This window comes from Paenibacillus crassostreae, assembly GCF_001857945.1.
Taxonomy (GTDB): domain Bacteria; phylum Bacillota; class Bacilli; order Paenibacillales; family Paenibacillaceae; genus Paenibacillus_AQ; species Paenibacillus_AQ crassostreae.
Map to the genome: position 1 here is coordinate 3,009,659 of NZ_CP017770.1, position 20,050 is coordinate 3,029,708.

Here is a 20,050-nt window from a genome sequence, read left to right on the forward strand (position 1 = left end):
ACCTACAAGGAGAGATGTTCATGAGGCGGTATGTAGATTTGTCACCGTCACAAAGGTGTATTATGACACCGGGACCGGTAGAAGTTGATCCACGTGTACTGCGGGCGATGTCCTTTCCAATTCTGGGGCAATTCGATCCAGAGTTCACATGTATTATGAATGAAACGATGGAAATGTTAAGGGAATTATTCTCTACAGATAATCGATGGGCTTATCCTATAGACGGAACCTCTCGTTCAGGTATTGAAGCGGCGATGGTCAGTCTTATTGCCCCAGGTGATCGTGTCCTAATCCCCATCTACGGTCGCTTCGGGCATCTCTTACATGAGATTGCCGAACGATGTGGGGCAGAGGTATTCGTGATAGAGAAAACATGGGGAAGCGTATTTGAACCGAATGAGGTTATCGCAGCGATAGAGAGATTCACACCTGATGTGGTAGCCATCGTCCATGGGGAGACATCTACAGGTCGTATACAGCCGTTGGCGGAAATTGGGCAGGCCTGTCGTGAGATGGACGTCTTACTTATTGTCGATGCTGTGGCAACGATTGGGGGAGTTCCTGTTGAGACGGATGAATGGATGCTTGACGCTGTTATTGGTGGTACACAGAAATGTCTGTCCATACCATCAGGAATGGCTCCAATCACATATAATGATCGCGCAGAGGCTAAGCTGTTGAGTCGTAAGCAGGTAGAACGTGGATTAAGAACAGGACAAGAATACGCAGAGTCTACGAAGCTATCTTTTATCCGTAGTAATTATTTCGATCTTAGCATGCTTCAAGACTACTGGAGTTCCACACGATTGAATCATCATACCGAGATGACCTCTATGCTATATGCTCTGCGGGAAGGTTTACGATTGACACTTGAAGAGGGATTTGAAGCACGTTTTGCCAGACATATATTGCATGAAAAGGCACTTTTAGCTGGATTGACCGCGATGGGCCTTAAGCTATATGGGGATCCTGACTGTAAGTTGACCGTTGTCACCTGTGTCTTGATTCCGGAAGGTGTAGATGGGGAATCAGTTCGCTCCATGTTACTCAATCGATTCGGGATAGAAATCGCCAGTTCCTTTGGTCCTTTGAAAGGCTTGATCTGGCGTATCGGTACGATGGGATTCAGCTGCCGTGAGAATAATATTCTGAGGCTACTCGGTGCATTTGAAGCTGTACTAATACGGCACGGATTATCGCTACCATGTGGATATGGTGTTCAAGCGGCACTAGATGTATATGAGGCAAATGAGTATAAAAGAAACCAATTTCCCATGGTATAATTGACGTATCTTACACTAATGGAGAATTCAGATGAATGAGAATCAGCGTATCAATTGTATGAAATGTCAGCATTTCTATGTCACATGGGATCGACAATTCCCTAAGGGATGTAGAGCTTATGAGTTTAAAACAGCAATAATGCCCAGTCATGCAGTTTTTGCTTCATCAGGTAAGGCGTGCATGAGTTTTGAACAGAAGGGTAATCCTAGATCATAACGTGACTGATAATTGATGGATACAGTGCGTCTTAATGAAGTACGGTATCTATCCTCGACCAAAGAAGTGGTTGTTAAGAGTGTGGAAATGTCATATTAGGATATGATAATAATCACTGGGGAATTATGCTAGAACTCAAATAACCAGATCTTAATCTGTCTAGAGTAGATGGTTAAGGGCAAGTGTTTAGATGTGACGATTGTGAAAATTTTATCAATACCTATTGCAATGTGAAAAATATCACACTATAATAAGGTTTATCAAGTGAAATTAATCACAGCTGAATTAGCTACAGAAAATATATCAAATTTGGATATCTAAAATTTGGAGGAGGAAATATCATGAAAGTAGTAGTCATAGGTTGTACACATGCAGGAACAGCAGCTATCGTAAATACCGCTCAATTATACCCAGAGGCAGAAATAACCGTTTACGAGCGTAATGATAATATATCCTTCTTGTCGTGTGGGATCGCATTATATGTAGGTGGTGTCGTGAAAGATCCACATGGTCTATTCTATTCTTCCCCAGATCAACTGGCTGCTTTAGGGGTGAATACAAACATGCGGCATGAAGTAACGTCAATTGATACCGATCATAAGAAATTAACCGTGCGTAACTTAGTAAATGGTGAGGAGTTTGAAGATACTTACGATAAATTGATTATGACAACAGGATCATGGCCTATTATTCCGAAGCTTGAAGGAATTGAATTGGATAATATCTTACTTTGCAAAAACTATAACCACTCGAATACGATTATCGAAAAGGCAAGTCATGCTAAACGTATTACGGTTGTCGGCGCAGGTTACATTGGAGTCGAGCTCGTAGAAGCTTTTCAAATGAATGGTAAAGAAGTAACCCTCATAGATGGTGTAGACCGCATATTGAACAAATACCTAGACCCTGAGTTTACTGATGCTATTCAAGAATCTTTTCAGAATAAAGGGATCAAGCTTGCATTGAATCAGACCGTGACTGCCTTCGAAGGAAGTAACGGAGTCGTGAATAAGGTGATTACTACGCATGGAGAATATGAAACAGACTTGGTGATCCTGTGTATTGGATTCCGTCCTAATACAGAGTTGTTGAAGGGCCAAGTAGATATGCTTCCTAACGGTGCGATTATCGTAGACAACTATATGCAGACGAGCAGGAAGGATGTTTTTGCAGCGGGAGATAGTTGTGCGATTCACTATAATCCGACAGGTAAGAAATCTTACATTCCATTAGCGACCAATGCCGTACGGATGGGAACATTAGTTGCGCGCAATTTGGTGGATCAGACGACTCGTTATATGGGAACGCAAGGTACATCAGGTATTAAAATATACGAGGATAATATTGCAGCAACTGGGTTGACGGAATTAGCAGCTATCGATGCAGGATTGCAGGTAGAGACAGTAACAGTGACTGATCGTTATCGCCCTGAATTTATGCCAACATCGGAAGATGTAACTTTGAAGGTTGTATTTGAAAAAGGAACACGTCGCATCTTAGGTGCTCAGTTGATGTCGAAGGTGGAATTGACACAATCGATCAATACGATCTCAGTATGTATTCAGAATCAAATGACGGTTGATGAACTTGGTTTTATCGATTTCTTCTTCCAACCACACTATAATAAGCCTTGGAATTTCTTGAATACGGCTGGGCTACAAGCATTATCTACTACTGCTAAGAAAGAGCCTTCCCACGTGTAAAAGAATATTATATTGTAGCTAACTACAATATAACTTTAATACCAAAATCAGGTCGAGGATAATACCTTGACCTGATTTTTTTAGTGCATTATTCGGTCATGAATATCATCTAATGTATATTTTTAACTATCAATCTCAATAGTAAATAATCAATTCCCTCGATATATTATCCATAACATAGACATTGACCTTATGTTGATTATGAAAATCGAACTATTCTGTGAAAGTTTTCACTTTCGGTCATGTATTGTGATAATTATTACGTTTAGAACGGAAACAAGTACGTTACAATCAGTATAAATAGATTAGATTTTAAACATTATTGGATTAAGGGGATAGGATCATGGCCTATTATAAACCTCAGCAAATTGCTGAAGTGACAGTGGAGAACGGGACGAAGAAGGCCCACAATCGGCTTGATACGGTACTTGTTCTAGGATTCTTAGGGGGCGCATTTATAGCGCTAGGATTTTTACTAGATATTCGTGTTGTAGCAGGAGCACCAGCGGAATGGAGTGGGATCGTAAATCTCCTTGGAGCTTCAGTGTTTCCATTGGGCCTCATTCTCGTGCTTCTAGCGGGTGGTGAATTGCTGACTGGGAATATGATGGCAGTTCCGTTGGCTCGGATTACGAAGAGGATTTCGACGTGGGAAGCATTAAAGAACCTTATATTAATTACATTGAGTAACTTTGCGGGAGCCGTATTCGTTGCCTATTTTTTTGGACATATCGTTGGACTGACGGAATCAGGCGTGTATTTAGATAAAGTAGTGGATATGGCAGGACATAAGTTAGATGCTACATTCCTTCAAGCATTTGTCTCAGGGATTGGATGTAACTGGTTAGTAGCATTAGCGGTATGGCTATCCTATGGTGCAGATAATATGAGTGGCAAAATATTAGGGATCTGGTTCCCAACCATGGCTTTTGTAGCGATTGGATTTCAGCACGTTGTGGCGAATATGTTCCTGATTCCTGCAGCTATTTTCGCCGGTTACTATTCATGGGGAGAATACTTGATCAATTTCGTGCCAGTCTGGCTAGGTAATTTGACAGGAGGTGCAATCTTCGTAGCGCTTGCCTACTGGGTGGCTTATCTACGCGAACCACAGACGAGTTCTGCCACAGCCACAGCAAAAGTTAAGGTGCACACTTCACAGGCAAGAACACTACATGAGCACTTATATAAATCGGAAGGATAAACTCTCTGATAAAGGACGGCATAGCCGTTTCTGCTTGATAAAAAGTAACTGTCGGGTCGACCTAATCCTTTCTTTAAGGAAGAGTCGACCCTTTTTATTTCCTTGATTAATCAGGTTAACTTTGCAGAATTGGGCTTGGAGATTTAAGATAGAAGGAACAACTAGATATTTGGGAGATAATAACGGATGAAGATTTTAGAGAATTACCCGAAAGAAGTTAAGGTATTTCTCTTAGCTAGTTTGATCAATTCTACAGGTAGCTCGCTGATGTGGCCCCTAACAACGATGTTTGTATTCGATGAATTGGGGCGTAATATGGCAGATGCTGGGCTTGTTATTCTCATTCAAGCTGTAGGTGGAATTATAGGACAATTGTTAGGAGGATCACTTTACCATCGGGTAGGTGTTAAGAAGTTAATTGTTGGTTCATTAGCGTTAAATGCGATAGGGTTGTTTGCTCTACCGGTGATAAGTCAGTATTGGTATTTCTATATGGCATTAATGGGGTTTATCGGTTTCTGTAATGCTTTGTCTTTGCCGGCTATTCAGGCATTTATTGGGTTTCGATTTGCGGATCGGCGTGGAGAATTGTTTAATATTATTTATGTGGCTAACAATATTGGCGTAGCTTTAGGAACAGCGCTGAGTGGGTTTCTAGCAGACATATCATATAAACTCACATTTATTGCGAATGGTCTGACTTCGGTTATTTTTGCATTTTTCTTTCTCAATTATTTGAATCGTTTGAATAAAGAGCAGGGAGAAGTACATTTAGACAAAAAAACAACATCAGCAACAGAAGAAAGTGTATGGGGTTTGCTTAGTAATACACGTATATACTTATATTTGGGTTTAGGATCTATGTTCATATTACTAGGCAATTCGATATGGAATTCAGGGGTATCCCCATTTATTATTTCAGAAGGAATTCCAAAGAAAGCGTATGGATTCCTATGGACGTTGAATGGTGTCCTCATCTTCGTAGCTCAACCTATGATCAGTCTATTAAAAAGATGGTTGGCTAGAACATCATCTTCTCAAATGACGATGAGTGCTGTGTTCTATCTGTTAGCATATATAGTGATATTATTAACGCATAATTATACTGGAATGGTATTGGCAATGATCCTAGCGACAATAGGTGAAATGCTTATATCACCTGCTATCCCGTCATTCATTTCTGATCATGCAGGACGGTCTGCACCATTCTACATTGGCCTCTCTGGTGGGGTCGGTGCGGTAGGGAAGGTTATTGGGCCCTACGCAATGGGTGTTTTATATGATGGGGGTGGGCTTGTACCTGTCGCATGGTTAGCCTCAGGCACAGCAGTAATCGGCGTAATCTTCTTCGTTATACATGCCATTCAGAATAGAGCAGACAAATATGGAGAAGAGTCAACGGTAATCTAATATTAGAACAGGATTAGTGAAAAGAGGTGAAAGGAATGGAGATTAACCAACGAACATTGACGATCCGCCTCTCTGAAATGAAAGATGCACAACAGCTTATGGACTTAGATGCTATCGTCTGGGATGATTATAGTTCCCCTGAGCCATTGAATTGGACTTCACGTGAGGATTTCTTACGACATTGCCAACCAGGTTCGCAGTTTGTTGCCTTCGTAGACCATAAACTTTGTGGTTATGTGGGGTTTCGTTATCCTACACTGATCCGCAGTAATCACCATGTGTATGAGATCAATATTGCCGTTCATCCACAGTATCAGCAGGAGAGAATAGGGACAAGACTCATGGAAACGTTGAAAGAGTGGGCGACTGAACAGGGGATCAAGAAGCTAAGCTTACGTGTGCTTTCATCTAATGAGGGAGCATTGAAATTTTATGAAAAATGTGGTTTTGTTAGAGAAGGTCGGCTTATCAAAGAGTTTTATGTGGGCGGACGTTATGTAGATGATATCTTGATGGGTTATTTCTTATAAGAATCAATTTCATTCAAGCAAGAAATATTCTCATCTGACTATATATAATGTAAATGATTGCGGGTCTAATGGAAGGGAGTTCGGTGGAATGGCGAGTGCACTGATTTCGCTCAATGTTGGAAAGCCTATCGCGGTTGAATACCAAGGGAAAGTACTTGAGACAGGTATTTATAAGGAACCGATTCAAGGTGATGTGTTTCTGGGAAAAGAACAAATCGACGGGGATGGTCAGGCAGATTTGGTTAATCATGGTGGTGCAGATAAAGCTGTATGTGTATATCCATACGAACATTATGCTTATTGGGAGAATCAACTCGGAAAATCCCTGCAGTATGCGGCCTTCGGTGAGAACTTGACAGTTACGGGCATGTTAGAGTCTGACGTATGCATTGGAGATGTGTATCAAGTGGGTGATGCAATTCTACAGGTTAGCCAACCTAGATTTCCTTGCTATAAACTATCACAGAAACACGGAGTGGCTGATCTTCCAGTACAATTCCTAAAGACGGGCTATAGTGGATTTTATTTCCGAGTCTTACGAGAAGGTTATCTAAATTCAACTTCACGGATTGATCAATTGGAGTCGCATGCTGCACAAGTCAGTGTAGTTGAAGTCTTGCGTCTTCTTGCCAGCAGTCCTAAAGATAGAGATCCAGAAGTATTGCAACATATGATAAAGCTGGAGGTTCTGTCATCTGTTACAAGACAAAGGTTCCAAAAGTGGCTGGATGAAGGTGCATTTTAATTGAACATTCTTTATTTTACAGGTATATTTGTATGAAGCGATTATGTGCAAGATGAGGCATAAATCTCAAGAATGAAAGGTTGATTACAGTGGAGAACCCAAGTACACCCTCCAATTTTATTAAAAGTATCATTACAGAAGATCTAAATTCCGGCAAGGTGAAGGAAATTGTTACGAGATTTCCACCAGAGCCTAATGGTTATTTACATATCGGACATGCGAAAGCGATCTATATTAACTTTACGTTAGCAGATGAATTCGGCGGGAAGACCAATCTGAGATTCGATGATACCAATCCGATCAAAGAAGATACGGAATATGTAGATTCTATCCAAGAAGATGTGAAATGGCTAGGATATGAATGGGATGAACTACGTTTCGCCTCAGACTATTTCGATGAGATGTATGATCGCGCAGTGTTGTTGATTAAGAAAGGTAAAGCTTTTATCGATGATCTCAATGCCGAACAAATTCGTGAGACGCGAGGCACTTTGACAGAACCGGGTAGTAATAGTCCTTATCGTGATCGTAGTATAGAAGAGAACCTGGAACTATTTGAAGCGATGCTTGCTGGCAAATTTAATGATGGTGAAAAAGTATTGCGTGCCAAAATTGATATGTCATCACCGAATATTAACTTGCGTGATCCAGTTATTTATCGAATTTCTCATACTCATCATCACAATACAGGTGATAAATGGTGTATTTATCCGATGTACGCCTTCGCACATCCACTAGAGGATGCTATTGAGGGGATAACACATTCACTTTGTTCATTGGAATTTGAAGATCAACGTCCCTTCTATGATTGGGTAATAGCAGAATGTGAAATGCCTAATGTTCCGCATCAATATGAATTCGGTCGCTTGAATGTTGGACAGACCTTAACAAGTAAACGTAAGTTAAAGTTATTAGTTGATCAACAACTGGTAGATGGCTGGGACGATCCGCGTATGCCAACAATCTCAGGACTACGTCGTCTAGGTTATACACCTGAAGCGATTCGTAGTTTTATCTACGAGACAGGAATTTCCAAAAGCCAAGGTGTTGTAGATCGCCAAATGATGGAACACTTTGTTCGTGAAGATCTGAAGATAAAGGTTCCTCGTACAATGGCAGTATTGAATCCACTCAAAGTCGTAATAACGAATTACCCTGAGGGACAAACAGAGTTACTTGAAGTAGAGAATAATATTGAGAATCCTGAAATGGGTAATCGCGAAGTTCCTTTCTCTCGGGAAATATATGTTGAGCAAGAGGATTTCATGGAGAATCCACCGAATAAATACTTCCGGTTATTCCCAGGGAATGAAGTCCGACTTAAAAATGCTTACTTCATCAAATGTAATGAAGTCATTAAGGACGAAGATGGTCATGTTGTTGAAATACACTGTACCTATGATCCGGAGACGAAGAGCGGTAGTGGATTTACCGGGCGTAAAGTGAAAGGTACCATTCACTGGATAGAGGCTAATCAAGCGGTTCCTGCTGAATTCCGTTTGTATGAACCACTCATAAAAGATGAAGAAGTAGAAGAGTCTGTTGATGTGACACAAGAGAAGACATTCCTTGATCAGATCAATCCAAATTCAATGGAAATTGTTCACGGATATATTGAACCTGGGATGGTTGATGTAGTTGCTCAGGATAAATTTCAATTCTTCCGTCATGGTTATTTCAACGTAGATTCTAAGTATTCTACAGCAGGACATCCGGTATTTAATCGGATCGTCTCACTCAAGAGTTCATTCCCGATCACGAAATAAACCAATAATGAATATTGAAATACAAATAAACCAGCCCGCATTGAGATAATGTGGGCTGGTTTTATTCAATATATTTCATCATTATAGAGTAGGTTCTTCATCTAGTTCTTGCTCAGGATGCGTATTAGGTAACTCATAACCATGCTTGCGAATAATCCACCACATCTGAGTAAAGCCAGCGGCACCAATGAGTGAGAATATCATACCTGTTGTATACATAGATTCTGCACCGAAGCTTTGGAATAGCCATCCACCGATAAAGGCTCCGAGGACACCAGCAATCCCACTCCATGATAGTGTATATACAGCTTGACCCGTTGCACGATAAGGACGAGGAATCAATAACATCGTTAGTTGGGTTCCAACGTAGAAGAATCCACCGAAGGTAACGCAGTGTAACACTTGAATGGCAGCGACTTCTAATGGGAGTGTAGCTTCAGCCATAAGGAGCCAACGGAGACTGAAGAGTAGACTGACTAAGGCAAGACATCCGAAGAGCCATGTTATTCTACGTTTTACGAAACGGTCAAAGAGCATGAAAAATCCCATTTCAAAAAATGAAGAGAGGAACACTGCCAACCCAATCATCCACTTAGATCCACCGATCTCTGAGATATATAGCGACATAAATGTATTATTCATTGCATTAGGAATAGACACAAGTACACCTAATAGAATAAAGGTGAGAAAATACCTATGAGTTAATATATTGGAAAATCCTCTAAGGTGTAACGTCGGCGTATGAGAAGTACGATGGAGGGGTGGAAGAAATAAAACAGCCCCAATAGCTAGGATAAGCAACAGCGTAAATAAGATGGGTACTCCTGATATACCTGTCAAATCCAGAATTAAACCTGCAACAATAGCGGTGATTGCCCAACCAATAGATCCCCACATACGGAAGGAACCGAATTGATGAGATGTGTCCTGAATATATCCTAGGATTAGACTGTTGCTATGAGAAAATATGGGCGTTTGGAAGAAAAAGAATAAGATCATCATAAAATAAACCATAGGATATGTATTCGCTTGAAAGACAAATTGTAACAGTAACACGGTACCGATCAACATGAGAATAATAATGCGTTTCATGTTATACACACGGTCACCCCAACTTCTCCAGAAGGGATTAGCAAATAGGGAGACAAAAGGGCCAAGCGCCATCAGACTTCCTATTTCCAACTTCGTCATACCCACATCGAGAAGGTATAACTGAAAAAAGCTTGTAAATATAACCATCGAACCATAAATAAAGAAATTAAATAACTTAAGTGACGTTAAGGAAGATTTATGATCTATATATTCTCGCAATAATGACATTCCTTTCGATCAGACGAATGGTCACGCTCTTGTACTTCGCATGATTATCTCTCATTCTATACAAATTTATTCTATGTGTAGGCTAACTATTTAACTTTATCACTTGTTGTAAGTGGTTTCAAACCAGCAAATTTCCATATGACAAAAAAATTACGAAATAGACAAATTTTTTAAAAAAAAGATATGGTAAGCGCTTACAATATGAGTTATAATATATGTAATAGGTAACGATTCCCCCTAGTAATCGTATGCCGAAGGATTTCTCTTTATGATTTTCGTCATTGACGGAAATCATTTTTTTTTGGATGTCAGATTGGTATGTGAAGTTTGTTACATAATTTATTTAATATTTAAGGTATTCTCAATATATAAGAAAGCGCTATCTTTTATAGTTGGGTATTCTTATTAGATCGTAACGTCACTACTCGATGATAATATAGGGGGGTAACACACGATGAACATGACGATGGAACTTAGTAAGGATTCTGAAGAATGCACTTTATGGAAGAAAAGAAGAGGCTGGATGTATCAGTTGCTTATTGATTTTTTGGGAAATTCCCCAAGTCTATCGCTTATTTCTCAATGGCGGCAGCATATGGTTACAAGGGAAGATGTCCTACTGACAGAAGGTGGGCAACGATTAATACATTATTTTTCTAACATTCATCCAAGTCAACTTATTGAAATAAGTGAAGTGGAGAAGAAGGAATATCGGCGCTTATTTGAGGGAACTCAACCGTTATTTCCTTCGTTATGTGAGAGTTCCTATATAAGTAAGGTAAGAGAAAAGCAAGTCGATTGTACTGCAGATATACGTGAGGTGTACGTTCGGTCAGGTATTGCATTCAATAAATTGAGCCATGAGCATGATGATTATATTCTAATTGAGCTTGAATATATGGCTATTCTTGCTGAACGAACATCAGATCATCGAAGAATAAGAATAGCTCAGTTATCATTAATTGATGATCAAATCAAATTCTTAGAGGACCATGTAATGAATTGGGTACCCATTTTTGGTGAAGATTTAATGAATGAGACACACAGTCCGATTTATACAGAAATAGGTAGTATTTTGAGAGACTTTATTACATATGACAGACGCATGTTGCACACATGGAGGGAGAATCTTTCCTAGTCAACATGAATTCAATAACGATTTTTAGGCTGGTTCCTCGAGCGTCAGATGGAGTCAGTTTTTTTATTTATATTTTTTGGACTACAATGTCCCTTTGGATCCGGTCGACATCCTGCATGCTGACCTTGCCGGCCTTCTTGTGTAACGTATTAGCCGTCCCGCAGGCAGCTCCTAATTTGAGGGTGGTGATAATGTCAGCACCTTTGCATAGAGCGCTCACCATTCCCGCAACCATAGAGTCTCCACTTCCAACAGGATTTATTGCGTTCACCTTAGGAATGTGAATCCGATAGAATTCTCCAGCGTACCCAGCCAATGCTCCACGTTCACCTTGTGATACAACTATGAGTCGAGCATCGTCACCGATTAGGGAGGCTATAGCCTGAATGGTAGCATTGTCACCGTCATTCTGGATTCCCATCAATTCAGCCCATTCATGCTCGTTAGGCTTCACAAGGTCAGGTTTCGCATGAAGTGCTTCACGAAGTGATTCTCCATGTGCGTCGAGCCCTACCTTAGCCCCATAATGATGCGATATTTCCGTTAGTTCAGCATAGATAGAGGATGGGCATCCCATTGGAAGGCTACCGCAGAACAACATCCATGTAGATTGTTTAGCGAAGGCTTCAACTTTGCGCCGTAGCATATGTAGATCTGGTTCAATAATTAGGGGTCCCTCTTCAATGAGTTCGGTACTGGTTCCTTGTTGTTGATCGAGAATGGTAATCGCCCGTCTCGATTCACCGTTTGGTAGGATAATGAAATCAGACTGAATATCTTCTGCCTTCAGACCAGCGAGTAGTGCATCTCCCTGATACCCTGCGACATAACCTGTAGCAGTCACTTGATCTCCTAATGTATGCAATACACGAGCTACATTTACACCTTTACCACCTGGAACAGCGAGATATTCTGCTGTCCGATGCTGGTGATTGACTTGGAAATGGGGAATAGTGTATGTAATATCTAAGGCTGCATTCAGAGTGACGGTTGTGATCATAATGTAGAACCCCTTCCATGAGTTTGCTGTAGATAGATTATCGCATATGTAGGTAAACTTCGCATATGGATGTTAGGGCTAGAGCTAAAAGGTTAAAATCAAGAAAAGGACGTATCTCCTTCACTAATAAAGTGAGAGGAATACGTCCTTTTCAAAATATAAGAAAGCATTAAACTTAGGTTATCTTTATCTTAATCTTAATCTTAATCTTAATCTTAATCTTAATCTTAATCTTGAACTTTAGGTTTGCGGAACTTCATCAAGAATTCATATACGATAGGAACGATAACTAACGTTAACAGCGTCGAACTGATTAGACCACCGATAACGGTAATACCGAGTCCACGTGAAATGATTCCTGCACTATCTTCCAATCCAGTAACTAGTGGTACTAATGCACCAATAGTAGCCAATGCAGTCATTAGTATTGGGCGAAGACGAGTCGCTCCTGCTTCAAGAAGTGCTTCACGAGTAGATAAACCTTCACGTTCTTTATGAATAACGCGGTCAATCAGTACAATGGCATTTGTGACAACGATCCCAATGAGCATTAATGCACCCATTAATGAGGACACATTCAACGTTTCATTAGCGAGTAGTAACCCGACAAGTGCACCGATGACTGTAAATGGTAAGGAGAATAGAATTGCGAATGGTGCAAGTCCTCCACCAAAGGTAACAACGAGAACAAAGTACACAACTGCAATCGCTGCTAACATGGCAATTCCTAGTTGCTTGAATGTATCATTGATCTGTTCCGTTGAACCACCGAACTTCACTTCGACACCGTCAGGGAGTTCGATAGCATCTATTTTGTCCTGTAAACTAGTTGAAGCTTTACCAACATCTGCTGTCTTAATATTAGCTGTTACGGAGACAACCATTTTACCATCCGTGCGTGTAATGGAGTTCGGAGAATGTCCTTTTTCCACTTTGGCTACATCTTTGATGGCCACTTCAAATCCAAGTGGGGACATGATTTTTTCATTCGCAATTTCGTTGATCGTTTGATATTCCGAGCTATCGGCTTCGATGTAAACCTTATAGGTTTTGTCATCGACTTCGATCTCTGTTAGAACAGGACGTTCGCGAATAGGGCTTATCTTCATGGCGATCTGACCCGCAGTAAGACCTAGGGAGCTCAGTTTTTCCTGATTAGCCACAATGGTGTACTGATCATAGGAAGTGGATAGACTGGATTTTGCTTTTTCAAAATAGGTCGTATCCTCTTCAACGAATGCTAGAATTTGATCCGATACGGGCTGAATATCTTCTAAGCGATCTCCGAATACACTGACGCTTAATCCACTAGATAACATTCCACCCGTCATATCTAGGGAGGTCCATTCTCCTACAGGGACTTCCTGCTGAAGATCCTCGATGAGTGTTTTCTGAACGTCCTCGAAATTCTCTGTATCGGTATTGTATTCAATATAGAAGAGACCCGAATTAGATGAGCTAGCCCCACCCATAGGATTAGCGCCTCCAATAGAATACTGCATCTTCTCAACCGAAGGTTGGCTAAGGATGAGTTTCTCGGCTTCCAAGGCGACCTTCTCGACAGCCGCTATTTGAGTACCTGGCTCAGGAGAATAAGTCACCATGATGAATTTGTCTTTTTGTTCTGGCATGAAGCTGGTACCAATTAAAGGATATAACAATAGGCTACCAACAAGTAGAAGAACAGCTGAACCAAACGTGATAATTTTATGGGATAAAGTCCAATTTAGAATTTTTTGATAGCCTTTTGCAAGTTTTCCTAGTTCTTCTTTATGAGTAATTCTCTTTGATGAAATCCCTTTCTTGAAGAGGGTATGTGCAAGCATAGGGACGATTGTTATCGCAATAATTAGGGAAGCTAGCAGTGCAAAAACCATCGTTAATGCAAAAGGTAAGAACAATTCTCCGACCATCCCACTTACAAAGGCAAGTGGAAGGAACACTGCGATGGTGACAATTGTGGATGACATGATCGGAAGGAACATTTCTGCTGTCGCCTCACGGATTAATTCACGACCGCGAAGTTTCTCTCCACTGTCAGCTAATCGTCTATAAATATTCTCAATGACGACAATGGAGTCATCGATGACCCGCCCAATGGCTACAGTCATAGCGCCTAATGTCATCATATTTAGCGTAATATCTAATCGCCAAAGGATAAGAAGAGCAGCTAGTAGTGACAAGGGGATGGAGATAATGGATATAATTGTCGAGCGAATGTTACGTAAGAAGATCAGAATGATGACGACAGCAAACAATGCTCCAAATACAGCTTTGCTAAGCATCGTGTTCACCGAATCTTCGATCGGTTCACCTTGATCCAGTAGTGTGATCAGATCAAGACCATTATAATCTTTCTCCAAATCAATGATGCTGTCTTTAACTGCATTCACGACATCAACAGTATTAGCATCATTGTCTTTAACAATGGATATCCCGATCGATTCAGCACCATTGGTACGAGAGATAGACTCTGCTTGACCAATGACTTGAATATTAGCAATCTCACTAAGCTTAACGGTTGGAATACCAGAGTCAGCACCCGCATTCAGAATAACTGGAATCGCAAGGTTCTTCAAATCGTCAAGTTCAATGATATTCCCATCTACGACAACGGCTTTCTCGGAATCCTCTAAGTTATAGAGACCTAGGGGAACACGGAGAGATGATCCTTGAACGATCCCTTGCACCGTATCCTGAGTTAGTCCTAATTGAGCCATTTTGGCCTCATCAAATTTCAATTGAACTTCTTTAACATACTGACCAGATATACTTACAGAAGCTACACCTTCAAGTTTCTCTAATTCAGGTTTAACTTGTTTTTCGATAATACTTGTTAATTCCTCTAAGTCTTTTGCTTGGTTGTTCGAAGCACTCAGGGAAATAACGGGGAATGAATTCATGCTAAATTTGGATATGGTAGGTTTCTGTGCATCCTCGGGTAAAGTGACTTCATTCAGAGCTTCACGGACTGCGGCTGTTGCTTGATCTAAGTCTGTACCGTAATCGAACTCTATTGCCACTGAAGAAGCATTCTCCATGGATGTCGAGGTAATCATCTTGACGTCATCTATGTTACGTAAGCGTTGTTCAAGCGGAAGCGTCACATCTTGTAGAACACCTTCTGGGGCTGCACCAGGGTATATCGCAATTACATTCAAGTAGGGAATACTAATGTTAGGAATGGTTTCTTGCTTCATGGATAGCCCTGCGAATAATCCCGCAGCAGTAACGATAATTGTTAGAATCCAAATGGCAAACTTGTTATTCAAAGAAAAATTAATAATACTCTTCATAAATAAGGTCCTGCCCCTCTCCAAATATATCTAAGTCGAATCAGCTAGTTGATGATTTCACACATTCATCGAATACAATGAAATAATTTCCCTGAGTTCGCTATTTAGTGCTTGCAGTTCTGGTATTTGTTCTAAATTTCCAATCATACCTTGAATCATGACTCTCCGGGGATGACTATCCACAATTTCCTTTTCGAGAATATGTATGGATTCGAAAGCGTCTTTATATACCTGTTGGTCAATTGTGATTGACTTCAGACAATCCTTCATTTCTTTCGTTATTAGAAAAGGATGCCGTTGAATGCTAGATTGCTCTTGAAATTCATCGATCCATGGATACCATAATTCTGTAGGGATTAAGGGTTCGGGCGTTCTTGCTATCATACTTGCAGCAATATCATCTAACAGAGAAATGAGATGAGATGACATCTTCTTGGTGTGAAGTGGAAGACCGGGAATGAATAACATTCGTAAGTTTGAACCAAGTAAACCTCCAAAGAAAAAGACTAAATCCATAGCATAAGGTTCAATTTCAGTTCCATAGATGGACTCCAATTTCAACCTGAACCAGTTTAACATTTTGAAATGATCATCTTGAAGGCAATTTCCAGTACCATTCTTTTTAGTCAGATATGCGCCATCCATGAATTGATATTTCAGAAATTCCCGTAATTCAAGCAAATGATGAAGAAGAGCCTCTAATTGTGCTTCTAGTTGTTCTTTAGGAGTAAGATGAGATTCCTGTTCAAATCGAATGACACTTTCACGAATGAGCTGAAAACAATATGAGTAAATACTTTCTTCCAGCTCTTCTTTCGATTTGAAATGGAGATATAGACTTCCCTTTGACATTTCGCATACTTCAGCAATTTCTTGCATGGAGGTAGAAGCAATCCCCTTGGTAGAGAATAACTGTAGGGCTGTTTTCAGAATAGTTGTTTTTTTGTCCGTTTGTTTTTCAGACAATCGACTTGCACTCCTTTCTAGAACTCTATGGTTCTCATATTGACCAGCTGGTCAGATTATATTATAAAACGAGATACAATACAACGATTGCCACTGTTGGATGAGGTAAAGATGGTTGATTATCAATGGATCGTGTACAATAGTTAAGGGATAAGCATGAATAAGGTAATATTTAACTATCTAATGTAAAGACTAAAGGTGCGTGTATAAATGAGACGAGGATTGCAGGTTATATTAATTTTTGTGTTGGTGTTTGCATTTTATTATTTTGGATTTGGTTTTGTAGGAAAAACGGCAGGGACAATCGTCAGTGTGTTCTCAACCCTAACGATTATTTCACTATGTTTCATGATTTCTATGGAGAATCGAAATCCTTCTACAACGATGTCTTGGATTCTATTGCTTGCATTAGTACCTATCGTGGGACTCATCGTCTACTTCTTATTCGGTCAGAATTTTTTCAACCGTCGTAAGTATGACAAAAAGGCGATTATTGATATGGAGACATACGAGAGATTAGAGAATGAAGAGCTTCGGTTCCATCAGGATTACTCTGGGTTTACGACACGTCAGCAGCAATTATTGAAATTATCTCAGAAGCTTGGGCGATCTCCGATTTCTCACTCAACTGAAACGACTGTACTAACCAATGGTGAGCAGACCTTCTCCAAAATTATTAATGAACTAGAGGCTGCAAAACATCATATACATATGGAGTATTATATTTTTCGAGCAGATGATATCGGGACTAGAATTCAGGAAATACTGATCAAAAAGGCAAAATTAGGTGTGGAGATTAGATTTATGTATGATGCGGTGGGAAGTATACAGATTCCTAAACCATTTTTGAAAGAAATGGTAGATGCAGGAGTGAAAGTAGTTGCCTTTGGCAGTGTGAAGACCAACTTTTTCTCTAGTCGGGTAAATTTCCGTAATCACCGCAAAATTGTTGTAATTGATGGGAATGTAGGTTTTATCGGTGGACTAAACGTGGGGGACGAGTATCTGAGTAGAAGCAAAACCTACGGATTTTGGCGAGATACTCATATGCTAGTAAAAGGTGAAGCTGTGCGAACACTTCAGATCATATTCCTACGGGATTGGCTTTATATGACGGGAGAGCAATTTCTGCAGCAAGAATACTTGTCACCTGTGCTTTCAAGTGAGGGGGACGGTATTGTTCAGATGATTGCTAGTGGTCCAGATAACGAGAGACGTGTACTTCGGAATCTCTTCTTCGCGATGATCACTTCAGCAGAGAAGAGTGTGTGGTTGGCAACACCGTATTTCATTCCAGATGATGATATTTTGACGGCATTAAAGGTTGCGGCTTTATCGGGAATTGATGTGCGAATTCTGTTTCCCGCTAAGCCGGATAAAAAACTCCCATTCTATGCATCACATTCTTACTTTCCGGTTCTATTAGAGACGGGAGTGAAGATTTATGAGTATGAGAAAGGGTTTATTCATTCAAAATTACTGATTGTAGACGGGGAATTAGCGACGATTGGTACAGCTAATATGGACATGCGTAGCCTGAACTTAAATTTTGAAGTGAATGCACTTCTACTAAAGACATGTAGTGTTCAGAAAATGGTGACCGATTTCGAACGTGATCTATTATCGACTAATCAATTGTCCTTAGAACAATTGAAAAGCAAAAAGCTCTGGGAACGAATATTGGAATCCTCTGCAAGATTGATGTCACCATTGTTATAACAGAACGAGGATAAAGGAGGGCTATGAATTGGAAAAGGAAAATAACGTAAAACCAATAGATGGAGAAGCTATATCGCTAGAAAAGGTAGATAGACACGAGAATGGGAATAACTCTCTAATGCCAAAAACACCGACGGGTGAGCGTAAAATAGAACATGTGCGATTATGTCTTGCAGAGGAAGTTGGTGCCAGTGGCATAACAGCTGGATTCGAACAATATCGTTTCCGTCATTCTGCACTTCCAGAGATTAATTATGATGAGGTGAATATTCAAACATCATTCTTAGGAGCTTCATTACGTACACCTCTATTAATAAGTTCAATGACGGGTGGAAGTAAGTCAACAGGGGCAATCAATGCTCGTCTGGCAGAAGTTGCAGAACGTCGGGGATGGGCATTAGGTGTCGGCTCCGTTCGGGCTGCTGTCGAGCAGGAGGATCTAGCGTACACTTTCCACGTTCGAGACAAGGCGCCGAATATTCCGATCATCGCCAATCTAGGTGCGGTGCAGTTGAATTATGGGTTTGGCTCAAAGGATTGCTTGCGTGCTGTGGAGATTGCTGGTGCGGACATGCTGGTACTGCATTTGAATGGGCTTCAGGAAGTATTCCAGCCTGAGGGTAACACGAATTTCGGGGGATTGTTATCAGCCATTAAGCAAGTCTGTCGCGAACTCAGTGTGCCCGTTGGAGTTAAGGAAGTAGGCTGGGGGATCGATGGAGAGACCGCGTCAAGGTTGTATGACGCGGGCGTTTCATTTATAGACGTGGCGGGTGCCGGAGGCACCTCTTGGAGCCAAGTCGAGAAATTCCGCGCCCACGACGAGGTTCGTCGCGTGGCCGCTGAGGCTTTCGCGGGATGGGGGATCCCCACCGTGGAGTGTATCACTGAGGTGCGGGGAGTGTCCCCGCACGGAGGCTTGATCGGCAGCGGAGGGCTGAATAGCGGCGTGGATGCCGCTAAAGCATTGGCACTAGGTGCCGATCTTGTGGGCTTCGGCCGCAGCTTGTTGGCGGCCGCTGTGCAGTCCGAAGAGGCGTTAGACGCCACACTCGCGAGGGTAGAGCTGGAGCTGCGAACAGCGATGTTCGGCATAGGCGTAGCCGATATTTCAGGGCTTCGTTCAACGAAGCGATTAGTGAAGATCTAGCAGATTCGGGGTTTGATAACCTTTTTGTCACATAAGATGAACATGGAATAAAGGGAGATGCTACGTATGGTAACTCTTAGAGGCATGAATGAACAGGAGTATGAAGTATTTGTCCATCAGAGTGCTATAGATTATGCAGAGGATAAAGTAAAAGCGGGAACATGGGTGGCTGAAGAAGCATTACAGTTATCTGTGGAGGAGATGCAACGCTTTTTACCTCAAGGATTGAATACACCAAATACCTACTTGTACGCTGTGGTCGATCCAGTATTGGACATTAAGGTAGGTTATCTGTGGATCCATCTTACGGATGGCCCTCTTGGTAGGTCAGCATTTATTTACGATATTGCCATCCATAAAGATTATCAAGGGAAGGGATACGGTACATCTACGATGTCTGCTTTGGAAGAAGAAGCAAGCCGTCTACGCGTTGATAAGATTTCCCTCCATGTATTCGGACATAATAAGATTGCTTTCGGATTGTATCAGAAGATGGGATATCAAGTGACGGATATAAGCATGTCGAAGCAACTATAATATGATATTGGAACACCATGAGGCTAAGTTGGACTCGTGGTGTTTTTTTACTTTAAGAAATAGTAT

16 protein-coding genes are annotated in these 20,050 nt (G+C 41.0%); 12 read left to right on the forward strand and 4 right to left on the reverse strand.

What is annotated here, in order from left to right; all coding sequences use genetic code 11:
- Positions 1–20: 20 nt before the first annotated feature.
- From LPB68_RS13770 to LPB68_RS13805, 8 genes are all read left to right on the forward strand, one after another.
- Positions 21–1,283, forward strand: a complete 1,263-nt coding sequence (locus LPB68_RS13770) for a pyridoxal-phosphate-dependent aminotransferase family protein (RefSeq protein WP_068660272.1) — start codon at positions 21–23, stop codon at positions 1,281–1,283.
- A 31-nt stretch (positions 1,284–1,314) separates the two neighbouring features.
- Positions 1,315–1,500: a uracil-DNA glycosylase gene (locus tag LPB68_RS13775; protein ID WP_068660270.1), complete on the forward strand. Its 186-nt coding sequence runs from the start codon at positions 1,315–1,317 to the stop codon at positions 1,498–1,500.
- Positions 1,501–1,841: 341 nt separating this feature from the next.
- Positions 1,842–3,203 carry an FAD-dependent oxidoreductase gene (locus LPB68_RS13780; protein WP_068660269.1) on the forward strand — a complete coding sequence of 454 codons (1,362 nt, stop codon included), beginning with the start codon at positions 1,842–1,844 and terminating at the stop codon, positions 3,201–3,203.
- Between the two features lie 343 nt (positions 3,204–3,546).
- On the forward strand, positions 3,547–4,407 hold the full coding sequence (locus LPB68_RS13785; protein WP_068660267.1) for a formate/nitrite transporter family protein: 861 nt from the start codon (positions 3,547–3,549) through the stop codon (positions 4,405–4,407).
- Positions 4,408–4,593: 186 nt separating this feature from the next.
- Positions 4,594–5,817 (forward strand): MFS transporter, encoded by a 1,224-nt coding sequence (locus LPB68_RS13790; RefSeq protein ID WP_068660265.1) that lies wholly within the window; start codon positions 4,594–4,596, stop codon positions 5,815–5,817.
- Between the two features lie 35 nt (positions 5,818–5,852).
- Entirely contained in the window at positions 5,853–6,347 is a 495-nt protein-coding gene (locus tag LPB68_RS13795) for a GNAT family N-acetyltransferase (RefSeq protein WP_068660263.1), read from the forward strand.
- An 88-nt stretch (positions 6,348–6,435) separates the two neighbouring features.
- The gene (locus LPB68_RS13800) at positions 6,436–7,092 is read left to right on the forward strand and encodes an MOSC domain-containing protein (RefSeq protein WP_068660261.1); all 657 of its coding nucleotides are present in this window, start codon (positions 6,436–6,438) and stop codon (positions 7,090–7,092) included.
- Between the two features lie 89 nt (positions 7,093–7,181).
- Entirely contained in the window at positions 7,182–8,858 is a 1,677-nt protein-coding gene (locus tag LPB68_RS13805; protein ID WP_068660259.1) for a glutamine--tRNA ligase/YqeY domain fusion protein, read from the forward strand.
- Between the two features lie 81 nt (positions 8,859–8,939).
- Here LPB68_RS13805 and LPB68_RS13810 read toward each other — a convergent pair whose 3' ends face one another.
- Positions 8,940–10,178 (reverse strand): MFS transporter, encoded by a 1,239-nt coding sequence (locus LPB68_RS13810; RefSeq protein ID WP_099458713.1) that lies wholly within the window; start codon positions 10,176–10,178, stop codon positions 8,940–8,942.
- 454 nt (positions 10,179–10,632) lie between these two features.
- Between LPB68_RS13810 and LPB68_RS13815 the strand changes: the two genes are divergently transcribed.
- Positions 10,633–11,316 carry a TorD/DmsD family molecular chaperone gene (locus tag LPB68_RS13815; RefSeq protein ID WP_068660256.1) on the forward strand — a complete coding sequence of 228 codons (684 nt, stop codon included), beginning with the start codon at positions 10,633–10,635 and terminating at the stop codon, positions 11,314–11,316.
- 67 nt (positions 11,317–11,383) lie between these two features.
- Here the strand turns inward: LPB68_RS13815 and LPB68_RS13820 are convergent, their stop codons facing one another.
- The 3 genes from LPB68_RS13820 to LPB68_RS13830 form a co-directional block, all read right to left on the reverse strand.
- Positions 11,384–12,316 carry a 1-phosphofructokinase family hexose kinase gene (locus LPB68_RS13820; RefSeq protein ID WP_068660254.1) on the reverse strand — a complete coding sequence of 311 codons (933 nt, stop codon included), beginning with the start codon at positions 12,314–12,316 and terminating at the stop codon, positions 11,384–11,386.
- A gap of 227 nt (positions 12,317–12,543) precedes the next feature.
- Positions 12,544–15,612 carry an efflux RND transporter permease subunit gene (locus LPB68_RS13825; RefSeq protein WP_068660252.1) on the reverse strand — a complete coding sequence of 1,023 codons (3,069 nt, stop codon included), beginning with the start codon at positions 15,610–15,612 and terminating at the stop codon, positions 12,544–12,546.
- A 57-nt stretch (positions 15,613–15,669) separates the two neighbouring features.
- Positions 15,670–16,578, reverse strand: a complete 909-nt coding sequence (locus LPB68_RS13830) for a TetR/AcrR family transcriptional regulator (protein WP_068660250.1) — start codon at positions 16,576–16,578, stop codon at positions 15,670–15,672.
- A 210-nt stretch (positions 16,579–16,788) separates the two neighbouring features.
- Here LPB68_RS13830 and cls point away from each other — a divergent pair, with 210 nt between their 5' ends.
- From cls to LPB68_RS13845, 3 genes are all read left to right on the forward strand, one after another.
- Positions 16,789–18,297, forward strand: coding sequence for a cardiolipin synthase (gene cls, locus LPB68_RS13835; RefSeq protein ID WP_068660248.1), 1,509 nt, complete (start codon positions 16,789–16,791; stop codon positions 18,295–18,297).
- Positions 18,298–18,415: 118 nt separating this feature from the next.
- The gene (fni, locus tag LPB68_RS13840) at positions 18,416–19,447 is read left to right on the forward strand and encodes a type 2 isopentenyl-diphosphate Delta-isomerase (RefSeq protein WP_082865820.1); all 1,032 of its coding nucleotides are present in this window, start codon (positions 18,416–18,418) and stop codon (positions 19,445–19,447) included.
- A gap of 66 nt (positions 19,448–19,513) precedes the next feature.
- Complete coding sequence (locus LPB68_RS13845; protein ID WP_232510279.1) at positions 19,514–19,984, forward strand: GNAT family N-acetyltransferase; 471 nt, start codon at positions 19,514–19,516, stop codon at positions 19,982–19,984.
- Positions 19,985–20,050: the final 66 nt, after the last annotated feature.

Bases quoted from the DNA above. Each gene is read 5' to 3' on its own strand.
- LPB68_RS13785 (WP_068660267.1), top strand. From the start codon at position 3,547: ATGGCCTATTATAAACCTCAGCAAATTGCTGAAGTGACAGTGGAGAAC.
- LPB68_RS13770 (WP_068660272.1), top strand. From the start codon at position 21: ATGAGGCGGTATGTAGATTTGTCACCGTCACAAAGGTGTATTATGACA.
- LPB68_RS13800 (WP_068660261.1), top strand. From the start codon at position 6,436: ATGGCGAGTGCACTGATTTCGCTCAATGTTGGAAAGCCTATCGCGGTT.
- LPB68_RS13790 (WP_068660265.1), top strand. From the start codon at position 4,594: ATGAAGATTTTAGAGAATTACCCGAAAGAAGTTAAGGTATTTCTCTTA.
- cls (WP_068660248.1), top strand. From the start codon at position 16,789: ATGAGACGAGGATTGCAGGTTATATTAATTTTTGTGTTGGTGTTTGCA.
- LPB68_RS13845 (WP_232510279.1), top strand. From the start codon at position 19,514: ATGGTAACTCTTAGAGGCATGAATGAACAGGAGTATGAAGTATTTGTC.
- LPB68_RS13780 (WP_068660269.1), top strand. From the start codon at position 1,842: ATGAAAGTAGTAGTCATAGGTTGTACACATGCAGGAACAGCAGCTATC.
- LPB68_RS13820 (WP_068660254.1), bottom strand. From the start codon at position 12,316: ATGATCACAACCGTCACTCTGAATGCAGCCTTAGATATTACATACACT.
- LPB68_RS13825 (WP_068660252.1), bottom strand. From the start codon at position 15,612: ATGAAGAGTATTATTAATTTTTCTTTGAATAACAAGTTTGCCATTTGG.
- LPB68_RS13810 (WP_099458713.1), bottom strand. From the start codon at position 10,178: ATGTCATTATTGCGAGAATATATAGATCATAAATCTTCCTTAACGTCA.
- LPB68_RS13815 (WP_068660256.1), top strand. From the start codon at position 10,633: ATGAACATGACGATGGAACTTAGTAAGGATTCTGAAGAATGCACTTTA.
- LPB68_RS13775 (WP_068660270.1), top strand. From the start codon at position 1,315: ATGAATGAGAATCAGCGTATCAATTGTATGAAATGTCAGCATTTCTAT.
- LPB68_RS13795 (WP_068660263.1), top strand. From the start codon at position 5,853: ATGGAGATTAACCAACGAACATTGACGATCCGCCTCTCTGAAATGAAA.
- fni (WP_082865820.1), top strand. From the start codon at position 18,416: ATGCCAAAAACACCGACGGGTGAGCGTAAAATAGAACATGTGCGATTA.